General features: G+C 69.0%; 7 protein-coding genes and 2 pseudogenes. 5 read left to right on the forward strand and 4 right to left on the reverse strand.

Features of this window, described 5'->3' with window-relative positions; translation table 11 throughout:
- Positions 1-326 (forward strand): annotated as a pseudogene (locus J7024_RS34745) (alpha/beta fold hydrolase); the annotation flags it as partial.
- Here the strand turns inward: J7024_RS34745 and J7024_RS34750 are convergent.
- The 4 genes and pseudogenes from J7024_RS34750 to J7024_RS34765 form a co-directional block, all read right to left on the reverse strand.
- Positions 311-2,608: a TonB-dependent receptor gene (locus tag J7024_RS34750; protein ID WP_234745901.1), complete on the reverse strand. Its 2,298-nt coding sequence runs from the start codon at positions 2,606-2,608 to the stop codon at positions 311-313. The pseudogene J7024_RS34745 and the gene J7024_RS34750 overlap by 16 nt on opposite strands.
- Positions 2,609-2,759: 151 nt before the next feature.
- Positions 2,760-3,104 (reverse strand): annotated as a pseudogene (locus tag J7024_RS34755) (ExbD/TolR family protein); the annotation flags it as partial.
- On the reverse strand, positions 3,101-3,820 hold the full coding sequence (locus tag J7024_RS34760) for a MotA/TolQ/ExbB proton channel family protein (protein WP_234745902.1): 720 nt from the start codon (positions 3,818-3,820) through the stop codon (positions 3,101-3,103). The pseudogene J7024_RS34755 and the gene J7024_RS34760, both read right to left, overlap by 4 nt.
- Positions 3,821-3,830: 10 nt before the next feature.
- On the reverse strand, positions 3,831-4,694 hold the full coding sequence (locus J7024_RS34765) for an energy transducer TonB (RefSeq protein WP_175752090.1): 864 nt from the start codon (positions 4,692-4,694) through the stop codon (positions 3,831-3,833).
- Positions 4,695-5,318: 624 nt separating this feature from the next.
- Here J7024_RS34765 and J7024_RS34770 point away from each other — a divergent pair.
- The 4 genes from J7024_RS34770 (at position 5,319) to J7024_RS34785 (ending at position 10,670) form a co-directional block, all read left to right on the forward strand.
- A complete protein-coding gene (locus J7024_RS34770) occupies positions 5,319-7,046 on the forward strand; it encodes a methanol/ethanol family PQQ-dependent dehydrogenase (protein WP_124897729.1) in 1,728 nt (575 codons plus the stop codon).
- A 79-nt stretch (positions 7,047-7,125) separates the two neighbouring features.
- Positions 7,126-8,388, forward strand: coding sequence for a c-type cytochrome (locus J7024_RS34775; RefSeq protein ID WP_124897730.1), 1,263 nt, complete (start codon positions 7,126-7,128; stop codon positions 8,386-8,388).
- Between the two features lie 76 nt (positions 8,389-8,464).
- A complete protein-coding gene (locus J7024_RS34780) occupies positions 8,465-8,782 on the forward strand; it encodes a high-potential iron-sulfur protein (RefSeq protein WP_124897731.1) in 318 nt (105 codons plus the stop codon).
- Entirely contained in the window at positions 8,766-10,670 is a 1,905-nt protein-coding gene (locus J7024_RS34785; protein WP_234745903.1) for a sigma-70 family RNA polymerase sigma factor, read from the forward strand. Before J7024_RS34780 ends, J7024_RS34785 begins: the two co-directional genes overlap by 17 nt.
- Positions 10,671-11,068: the final 398 nt, after the last annotated feature.

Below are 11,068 nucleotides of genomic sequence, written 5' to 3' on the forward strand. Positions count from 1 at the left end.
TCGACAAATACCGGATCCAGGCGCACTACCTGCAACGCGCGTGCTGGCTCGGCGAGCGGCGGCTGCTCGCGCTCGCGCGACAGGCCGCACAGGCCGGCGTGCGGTTGCATGCCGTGCACGGCATGCGCGACCGCGTGTGCCCGGTCGGGAACGTCGAGCGTCTCGCGCGCGCCGTGCCGGCCGCCATCGTCGAGCGCGTGCCGGCCGGCCATCTCGCGAGCGACGACGCGCTGGCGCGGGGCGTCGCTCGCGCCGTGCGCGAGATGCTGGCCGTCACGGCGGACATGCCGCCGTACGCCGGCGCGCACGCTCAATTCCACGCGTAGCGCGCACCGATCCACGCACCGCGCGGCGCGCCCGGCCCGACGAACTGTTCGTTGACGGGGTTGAGTCCGTCGAACGCATGACCGGGCCCGTTGAAGAAGTTCTGGCCGAGCACCCCGAAACTCGCATACCGCTTGTCGAGCAGGTTGGTGACCGACGCGAACAGTTGCAGGTGCTTCGAAACCTGCCACGTCGTATCGAGATCGATCAGGAAATAGCCGGGGATCTTGCCGTTCGCATCCTGGTTGTTCTCGTCGCCGCGCGCAAATACGCCGCTGCGATACGTGATGTTGGTGCCGACGGTCCACTTCGGCGTCGCCGCATAGTCGAGCCGCAGCTTCACGGTGCTCGACGGAATGCCGGGAATCCGGTCGCCCGAATGGACGACGATGTTGCCTTGCGCATCGGCGCTCGAATTGCTCGCACTGCTTTCGGTCCACGTCGAGCGGTAGCTGGCGTCGACGTAGCTGTAGCTCACACCGACGCCGACCGGCCCGAGCCGCGTGTGTCCGGCAAGCTCGAAGCCTTGCCGGCGCGTCTTGCCGACGTTCTGGAAATAGCCGAGCGTGCTCGCGCCGCCGTCGCTGCTGATGAACTGGATGTCGTCGTCGAGCGTGGTGTCGTACACCGCCGCGCTCCACGTCGTCGCCTGGCCCACGCGGCCGCGCGCGCCCAGCTCGATCGTCTTCGCGATCACCGGCTTCAGCGCCGGATCTGCAAGGAAGTCGTTCGGCAGCGAGCACGGCGCGGCGGGGTCGGCACATGCGAGCTCGATCGCGGTCGGCGAGCGCATGCCTTCGTTGTACGTCGCATAGGCGGTGAAGCCCGGCACCGGATTCCACGTGATGCCGACGGCCGGATTGAACCGCGAGAACGAGTGACGCGCGGTGAGCAACGGCTGCAGGCCGCTCACGTCCTCGATGGCCGCGCGCGCCCAGTTGTAGCGCCCGGCCAGCGTCAGCGACCACTGCCGCGTCAGCGCCAGCGTGTCGTCGAAGTAGAAGCCGTAGTTGCCGTTGCGCGTTTTCGCGTGCGTCGTCTGCGTGAAATCGCCGATGCCGATCGTCGCGCGCGTATCCGTGAACGCGGCATCCTGCGACGACTGCTGGAAATCCGAGTTCGCGAGATCGGCCGACGCACCCACGACGAACTGGTTGTCCATGCCGGCGAGCTTGCCGAGCAGGGTCAGTTGCAGGTTCGCGCCGAAGCTGTCGGTCGCGACCACCGATCGGTCGTTGGTGGCCTGCACGGTGTCGGCGACGCCATCGTCGACGCTGCCGAAATCGTCGTTCACGTTGCTGCTGACGTTGGTGTTGCGGTAGTGCCGGTAGTAGAGGTTGCCGCTAAGCTGCACATGGTCGTTGAACGCGTGGTCGCCCGACACCGTCACGTACGCGGCGCTGTTCTGATTCAGGTCGGGGTAGGTATAGGCCTGCGCGCGATTGTCGAGAAACGAGCGCGGAATCGTCTGCGTGCCCTGCAGCGAATTGTCCGCGCCGCCGGCCGAGATCGACAGCGTCGTATCGGCGTCCGTGTAACGCAGCTTGCCGAAGCCCTGCCGCACGCGGCTGCCGTTGTGATCGGCCCAGCCGTTGTCGTTCGTGACGTTGCCGGTCACGTAGTAGTCGAGGTTGCTGCCGATGCGCCCGCCCTGCTCGATCTGCGCGATCTTGCGTCCCCACGAGCCGAGCGACACCTCCGCCGAGCCGCCCGGGCTCGTCTTGCCGTTCTTCGTCGTGATGGCGAGCGCGCCGCCGAGCGTGTTGAGCCCGTAGGTCGGGTTCGATCCGGGAATCAGCTGCATCGTGTCGATCGCCGCCTGCGGGATGAGATCCCAGTTCACGACGTCGCCGAACGGCTCGTTCACGCGCACGCCGTCGACGAATACCGACAGGCCCTGCGGCGTGCCGAGCACCGGCGACGCCGTGAAGCCACGGTAGTTCACGTCGGTCTGGTACGGATTGCCCTGCGCTTCGTTGATGGCAACGCTCGACACGTTCTTCTCGAAGAAGTCGGTCAATACGCTGCCGTGCTGGTGTTCGACGTCGCTGCCGTGAAACGTCTGCACGTTGGCCGGCACGCGCGACAGCGGCGTGCCGATGCCCAGCAGCGGCGTCGTGCCGACCACGACGATCGGCGCGAGCGTCGGCGCGTCGGCATCGCCGGTTGGTTCGACCTGCGCCGACGCGGGCGTGAGCCAGCCGCCAAGCATGCCGCCGAAGCACAGCGTGACGCCCGCGCGCCGGGCGACGAGGCGGCGCTTCGCCACATCGGTTTCATTCATTTCCATGTCTCCTGTTTCGTTGTTGTTATCCGGCGCGTGGCCGGCAATCGATGCGACGGCGATCGATTCAGTGCGCCGTACCGCTTTCTCCATCGGCTGTCGCGATCGCGACGTGCGCGACACGTGCACGCCCGATCGACGCAATGACGGTGGCGACCGTGCCGAACGTCTCGTTGCGATCGGCGTGCAGGCTGACGCTCGTGCGCGGATCGCGCGCGACGTGTCGTGCCAGCACGGCTTCGACGTCGGGCGGTGCGGTCGGCCGGCCGTCGACGTAGATCGCGCCGTGGCCGTCAACGGTCACGACGACAGTCGACGCATGCGTGTCGTGCGGCACCGCGGCGACCTTCGGCAAGTCGACGCGAATCGCATGCGTCATCAGCGGCGCGGCAATCAGAAAAATCACCAGCAGGACGAGCACGACGTCGACGAGCGGCGTCACGTTGATTTCGCCGAGCGGCTCGCCCGCATCGGCATCGCGGCAATCGGGCTTCATACAGCCGCCCGGCGCGCGGCACCCGCGTTGCGGGCTTCCGGCATCGCGGCGGGCACCGGCGCGTCGAGCCGGAATTGCCGCTGCTCGGCCAGCGCGATCAGGTCCTGCCCGAACTCGTCGAGCGCGGCCGTCACGGTCTTGAGCCGCCGCAGGAACAGGTTGTACGCAAGGACGGCCGGAATCGCGACGCCGATGCCGACGCCGGTCGCGACCAGCGCCTGGCCGATCGGCCCCGCGATCGCGTCGATACCGTTGGTGCCCGACGCCGTCATCGATTGCAACGTGTGGACGATCCCGAACACCGTTCCGAACAACCCGACGAACGGCGCGACGTTCGCGGTCGACGCGAGCACGGTGAGCCCGCGCTCGAGCGGGCGCTGCGCGCGGCGAATCTCGCGCGCGAGCGTGCGTTCGAGCAGGTCGCGGCGATCCCATGCGATGAGCGCCGCCGGAGCGTCCGGTTCGGCGGCTTCGAAGTTGCGCAGCGCATGACACAGGGCATGCTGCAGCCGCGCGTTCACGCTGGCGGCTGCGTCGTCGTCCGTCGGCATCGCCAGTGCCGTGCGATCGCTTCGATGCGCGCCGTAGCGACGGTTGCCGAGCGCGATGCGCGCGTACAGCAGCGCCTTGGCGACGATCAGCGTCCACGTGAGCACCGACAGCATCGCGAGCAACGCGAACGCGCCCGCCACTGCGTACTGGATGTAGTTCGACATGACGGATTCCTCAGTTTTCGAGCTTGAACACGACCGGCACCCTGACCCAGCCGTCAATCGGTTTCGCACCGCGCTTCGCCGGCACGAAGCGCCAGTCGGTCACGGCCGCGACCGCTGCATCGTCGAGCGCGTCATGTCCGCTGCTGGCCGCCAGCACGACCCGGTCGGGCCGCCCGTTCGCGAGCACGTGCACGTTCAGGAACGTGGTGCCCTCCCAGCCTCGCCGCTGCGCAACGTCCGGGTAATCGGGCGCGGGGTTGTGCAGATAGGCCGCCGCGAAGCGCGGCGCGGTGACGGGTTCCGGTTCGGCCGCGGGCGGTGCGGGCGGCGCTGCGCGGGCGAGCGCCGGCGGCACGGTATCGGCCGATGCGATCGCAGCTGCCGGCGGCGGCGGCGCCGGTGCCGGGCGCGTGACGTCGCCGTCGGGCCGTTCGGCCGCGGTGGCGGGCGGTTGCACGGGCCTCGCATGACCGGTGAGACGCGGCGCCTGCAAGCCCGGTCGAACGTCCCGATGGACGGCCGCATCACGGCTCGCATGCACATGCACCGGCGGCGCGGAAGTCGCGACGTTCGTGCGGCGCTGCAAGCCCGGAACCGCATTCGTCGATTCGCTCGCATCCACTTCGACTGCGAGCACGCGAGGCAGCGTCGATCGCGTCTCGGATGCGGCTGCATGCCAGAGCGCAACGAGGATCGCCGAATGCGCGACGAATACCGTCAGCGCAACGGCCTTCAGCGATTCGCGCGAACGCGCCGCATACGGCGCCGCGATCGTCGCCGCACGCGGACCGGCCGGTCCGATACCGTACGCCAGCGCGACCAGACGGCGACGGTCTGATCGGCGAACGGCATCGGACGAACTCGGAACATTCATGACGGTCTCTCGCTGCGCGGAATCGTTTCCCGTTCCGAACGGCAAGAAGCATGCCGATGCGCACATCGCCCGTGCGTACAACAGGCCGACGCACTCGCCCGACCGCGCGAAGCCGCGTACCTGTTGCAGTTCGTGCCAACCCTGTTGCACCTGTGTCAATTTGGATCAACCATACGGCGCGCGCGCCGCCGCGCACGCGATGCGCTCCGCTCGATCGCGCGTTCGGGCGCGCATCGTCCGCTGCAAGGGCGAGTCGCGCCACGCCACGCGATCCGGATCCGCCCATCGACGACGCTCGTCTTCCCGCCATCGCAGGCCGACCCGTTCAACGAGAAGCCCGCCGCGGTCCGCAGCTCACCCAGCCATCGCACCTGCCCGCGCACTGTCATGTTTCGCAACACTGCGCCCACTGCTGTCCCCGAACGCAACAGGCGCGGATCACCCGCGACGCCGCGCACATACCGCTTCCGCGCGCGCAATCCGCCGCTGCGCGTTGCGCGGCGCGCCTCGCGCGGCAATGGCATGCGATTTGCATGACTGGCTGCGCACTGAACCCGGAACACCACCCTGCCGGCCCGGCCGCGTGTTGACCGCGGTGCGACCACAATGACTCAGGAGACAACCATGAAGAAAGTCCCGGCTTTGACGAGCCGACTGGCAACGATCGGCATCGCGGTGGCGGCCGCCGTCGTCTTGAATCCCGGCCTGGTGGATGCCGCCGCGGATTATCCGGCCGTCACGTACCAGCGGCTCACGGATGCGCAGCGCGATCCGGGCTGGCTGACCTACTACCGCACGTACAACGGCCAGGCGCATTCGCCGCTCAAGCAGATCGACACGTCGAACGTGAAGCAGCTGACGCAGGCGTGGAGCTACAAGTTTCCCGCCGATCTGAAGCAGGGCTTCGAAGCCACGCCGATCGTCAACGGCCGCTATCTGTTCGTGACGACGCCGAAGGACAACGTCTACGCGTTCGATGCTGCCACCGGCGCGCAACTGTGGAAATTCGAGCCGAAGCTCGGGCCGGAGTCGTTCAAGACGGCCTGCTGCGACGTCGTGAACCGCGGCGTGGCGCTGTACGGCAAGAACGTCTACGTCGCGATGCTGAGCGGCGAAGTCGCCGCGCTCGACGCGCAGACCGGCGCGCTCGTGTGGAAGAAACAGATGTTCGAGCCGGGGCTCGGCTATGCGTTCTCGCTCGCCCCGCTCGCGCTCGACGGCGCGATCGTCGTCGGCAGCTCGGGCGGCGAATACGGCGCGCGCGGCTTCATCGCCGCGCTCAGCCCGAACGACGGCACGCTGCTGTGGAAACGCTTCACGATCCCCGGCCAGGGCGAGAAGCACGGCGACACGTGGCCCGACGGGATGCAGGCGCACGGCGGCGCGCCGGCCTGGCTGACCGGCACCTACGATGCGGCGACCCGCACGCTGTACTGGGGCGTCGGCAACCCGGGACCGTGGCTCGCGGACCTGCGCCCGGGCGACAACCTGTACTCCGATTCGCTGCTCGCGCTGGACCCGAAGAACGGCGACCTCAAATGGCACTACCAGTACACGAAGCACGACACCTGGGACTATGACGGCGTGAACACGCCGGTGCTCGCGACGATCAAGTACAAGGGCAAGGAGCACGACGCGATCATCCATGCGGACCGCAACGGCTACTTCCACGCGATCGACCGCGATACCGGCAAGCTGATCTATGCGGAGCCGTTCGTGAAGGCGACGTCGGTCACCGGCTACACGGAAGACGGCGCGCCGATCCAGGATCCCGCGAAGTATCCGAAGGTCGGCACGACGATCGACACGTGCCCGAGCTTCCTGGGCGGCAAGAACTGGTGGTCCGTGTCGTACGACCCCGAACACCATCTCGCGATCGTGCCGTCGCTGCACGCGTGCATGAGCCTGTCCGGCAAGTCGGTCAACTACATGGAAGGGCTGCCGTACCTCGGCGAAGGCTTCGAGATCAAGCCGGAACCGGGCAGCGAAGGCTACGGCGAACTGCAGGCGATCGACGTCAACACCGGCAAGAAGGTGTGGAGCCACTGGAGCAAGCTGCCGTGGAACGGCGGCGTCGCGACGACCGCGGGCGGCCTCGCGTTCAGCGGCTCGCTCGACGGCCACCTGTACGCGTTCGACGTGTCGACCGGCAAGGTGCTGTGGGAGAGCCCGCAGCTCGCGAGCGGGATCATCGCGCAGCCGTCGGTATTCGAAGTCGACGGCAAGGAATACGTCGCGGTACTCGCCGGCTACGGCGGTGCCAACCCGATCTGGGGCGGCCCGATGGCCAAGGCGGCGGACGACGTGCCGCGCGGCGGCACGCTGTACGTGTTCGGCCTCGATCGCGGCTGACCGTGACCCGGCCACCCGGCCATCTTGCCCGCGCCGCCGGCGCGGGCGCCTTTCCCCGTTCCCATCCGAGCGTACGATCATGAACCTTCGACTTTCCCGCCTCGCCGTGGCCTGTGCGCTCGCGGCAGGCACGGCGCTGGCACCGGCGCTGTCCGCGGCCGCGACGCCGGTGCGCGTCTGCTCGCTTCCCGGCACGCCGACGGCCGTGCTCGACAAGGCCGTCGCGCGCGACGTATTCCGCGCGGCCGGCGTTGCCGCCACCTTTTCCGCGCACGACGCCGGCGGCAGCGACGACGACGGCGTATCCGCACACGAACTCGCGGGCATCCTCGAACGCGATTGCGACGTGCTCGCGGGCTTCCCGCGCTCGGCGATCGCCGACGCATCCGATACGAAGCTGCTGTTCTCGCAGGGCTACCTGCGTTCGGGCTACGTCAGTGTCACGCGCCGCGACGCGGGCACGCCGCCGGCCGGCCGGGAAATCGTCGCGGCGACCTACGCGAGTCCCGCGCAACTGATCGCGGTCCAGCAGAAGGACGCGCGCTTCGATCTCGAGAATACTTCCGAGCAGACGGTCGACGCGGTTGCCCGCGGCCGCGCGCATCGCGCGATCGTCTGGTATCCGGCCGTCGTCGCGTATCAGGCCGCGCATCCGAAGCAGACGTTCCGCATCGGCGCGACGTCGTCCCCGTATGCGGACTGGCAACTCACGTTCGCCTTCGCGTCGCGCTCGGCTGCGTTGCAGCAACGGATCGACGCAACGCTCACGCAGATGAAGCACGACGGCCGGCTCGCGGCGCTGACCCGCAAGTGGGCGCTGCCCGGCAGTGCGCTCGAAGCGCACGAGTCGCGCATGCCGTCACGCTTCGCCGACGGCGCGACGGCAGCCGGCCCCAACGCGCCGGGCGGCCTGCTGCGCGCGCGCAACCTGCCCGTCGGCGGCGGCTTCATCCGGGTTGCCGCGAGCACCGGCGGCGACGCGGCGCCCGCATTCGACGCCGCACAGGCCGCTCACGGCAAGGCGATCTACGGCAATGCGTGCGCGAAATGCCACGGCGCCGACCTCGAAGGCAACACTGCGCCCGCGTTGAGCGGTCCGTCGTTCGCGCCGCTGTCGCACTCGCATCTGACGATCGGCGGCGTGTTCGGCTACATGGCGACCAACATGCCCGCCGACCAGCCCGGCAAGCTGAAGGACGACGAATACGCGGACCTGATGGCCTTCCTGCTCGCATCGAACGGCTATGTCGCCGGCAACGACAAGCTGACGGCCGATACCGCGCGCGCCTCGACCGCACCGCTCGTCGCCGGCCCCGCCGCGCACAAGGACGCGAGCCAGTAACCCCTGGGCAAGCGGCTCCGCCACGCGACGCGGGCCGCGCCCCTCCCCATGATTTCATCTTCACCAGGAAACGACCGTGACGTACCCCACTTCCCGCAGGACCTTCATCGTCAACACCCTCGGCCTGTGCGCCGCGCTCGCCGCCTCGCGCACGGCACTCGCGGCGCCGCCGCTCGTCGACGAAAACGACGCCGCCGCGAAGACGCTCGGCTATCGCGCCCGCGCATCGAGTGTCGACACCGCGAAGTTCCCGAAATACCAGGCTGGCGAGCGCTGCGCGAATTGCCGCTTCTACAAGGGCGAAGCGGCGGATGCGAGCGGCACGTGTCCGATGTTCGGCGGCAAGTCGGTCGCCGCGGACGGCTGGTGCAACGTGTATGCCAAGCGCGCGTGACGTGTCGCGCGACGGGAAGCCGGCGTCGCACGCACCGGCACTCGTCGCCGCGACCGACGACGGCGCGCTGCCGCACGCCGTCGCGCACCTGCACACGCTGATCGCGACCGGCCTGTCGCGCGGGTTCGTCACGCGCGGCGACATCATCGACGTGCTGCCCGACGAAGACGCGAACGAAAGCGGCATCGATGCGGCCGCCGCGGTACTCGCCGAACTCGGCATCGCGGTATGCGACGGTGCCGATACGGCGAGCGGCTGGACGCTCGAGCGCTACTTCCGGCCCGCGCCGCCCGCACGCGCATGGGCCGACAGTGCCGGCGCGTTGGCCGCGGCCGACCTGCTCGCCCCGCGCACGACCGATCCGGTCCGGCTGTATCTGCGCGAGATGGGTACGACGCCGCTCCTCACGCGCGACGAGGAATTCGCGTACGCGCAACGGATCGAGCGCGGCCGGGCCGCGTCGGTCGCGGTGCTGTGCGGCGATCCGGATGCGCTCGATGCACTGGTGTCGATTCGCCGCGAGATCGCCGAATGCCGGACCGCCGCTTCGACCTATGTGACCTTTCTGGACGACGGCCCGCGCGACGCCGTGCCGTCTGCCGACGCCGCGGCGGAAGAGTCGTCCCGCTCCACCGGCGAACCCGAACGCAACGACGACGATCACGATGCGCCGGCGCAGCAGGACGATTCCGCGTGGCGCACCGCGGTCGTCGCGCGGTTCGCTCGCATCGACGCACTCGCAGACGGCCTGCGCGCGGCGCTGGCGGCCGGCGGCACCGCTTCTTCCCCCTATCGCACGCAGGTACGCGACGCGGCCGCGCTGCTCGGCACGCTGCGCCTGTCCGCACGCGCGGTCGAGCGGAGGAGCGAACCATGGCGCGGCCGCGCACGCCGGTATCGCGCGTTGCAGAGCCGGCTGGCGCGAATGCTGGCCGACGCGGGCGTCCCGCCGTCGTTTGCCCATGCCGACGACGACGACCACGCCGGCTGGCTGGCGTCGTGCATCGCCGCGCATCCGGCCTGCGAGCGCGCGCTGACACACTGCGCGGCCGCGCTCATGGATGCGCGCGCGGCCATCCGGCGCGGCACCGGTACGCACGACCTGCCGCCCACCGCAACGGCGTCGCTCGATGCGCGTCTCGCGGCCATCGAACGCGCAATGCAACCGGCGCGTGCAGGGCTCTTCGATGCGAATCTCCGGCTGGTCGTGTCGATCGCGAAGCGCTATTCCGATCGCGGCCTGCCGTTCGCCGACCTGATCCAGGAAGGCAACATCGGGCTGCTGAAAGCCATCGAACGCTACGACTACCGTCGCGGCTTCCGGTTTTCGACCTACGCCACGTGGTGGATCCGGCAAGCGATCACGCATGCGCTCGCCGATCTCGGACGCACGATCCGCGTGCCGACGCACACGGTCGACGCGCTCAACAAGCTGAAGCGGGTCGCGCGCGACCATCGGCAGCGCTCCGGCGCGGCCGCGACGCCGGCGGAACTGGCCGTGCACATGGGCGAGCCGGTCGGCAAGGTGCGCGACCTGCTGGCGATCGTGAAGGAACCGATGTCGGTCGACGTGCCGGTGTCGCCGGACGGCGAGATGACCTTCGTCGACGTCGTGCCGGACCTGGCGACGCCATCGCCCGAAGACGCAGCAGGGGCCGCGCAGTTGCGCGATGTCGTCGCGTGCGCGATCGACCGGCTGCCGCCGCGCGAAGCGATGGTCCTGCGGCTGCGCTACGGGCTGCATGCGGGCGAAGGATGCTCGCTGCGCGACATCGGCCGCCATCTGAACCTGTCCGCCGAACGCGTGCGTCAGATCGAGGCGTCGGCACTCGATCGTCTTCGCGCATCGGACGCGCTCGGCGTGCTCCGGTCGTTCATCGCGTCGTAGCGCGCGAGCGACGCTCGTTGCCCGTTGCTCGCCGTGTTGACGCATGCAACACCGCTGCTGCATTTCGACGCACCGCGCGCGGCAGCAACGATGCCCGACATGCGTCTCTCAAATTCTTTGCAGTCCGTATCGAAAGATGGAAACCGCGCAAGGACGGCGCTGAAGCCGTTTCGGCCGGATACCGGCACGCGATTGGCATGCAAGTTGCGTTTCGACAGGCAAGCCACAACCCGCGATTTTCATGGAGAACACCTTGACCGCCATCGTATCGATCCTTCAGGAACGCCGGATCTTCGAACCGACGGCCGACACGCGCGAGCGCGCGACCATTTCCGGCATGCCGGCCTACCGGGCGCTGGCCGCCGAAGCCGAGCGCGATTACGAAGGCTTCTGGGCGT

Source organism: Burkholderia sp. WTPI3 (assembly GCF_021483755.1).
GTDB lineage: Bacteria > Pseudomonadota > Gammaproteobacteria > Burkholderiales > Burkholderiaceae > Burkholderia.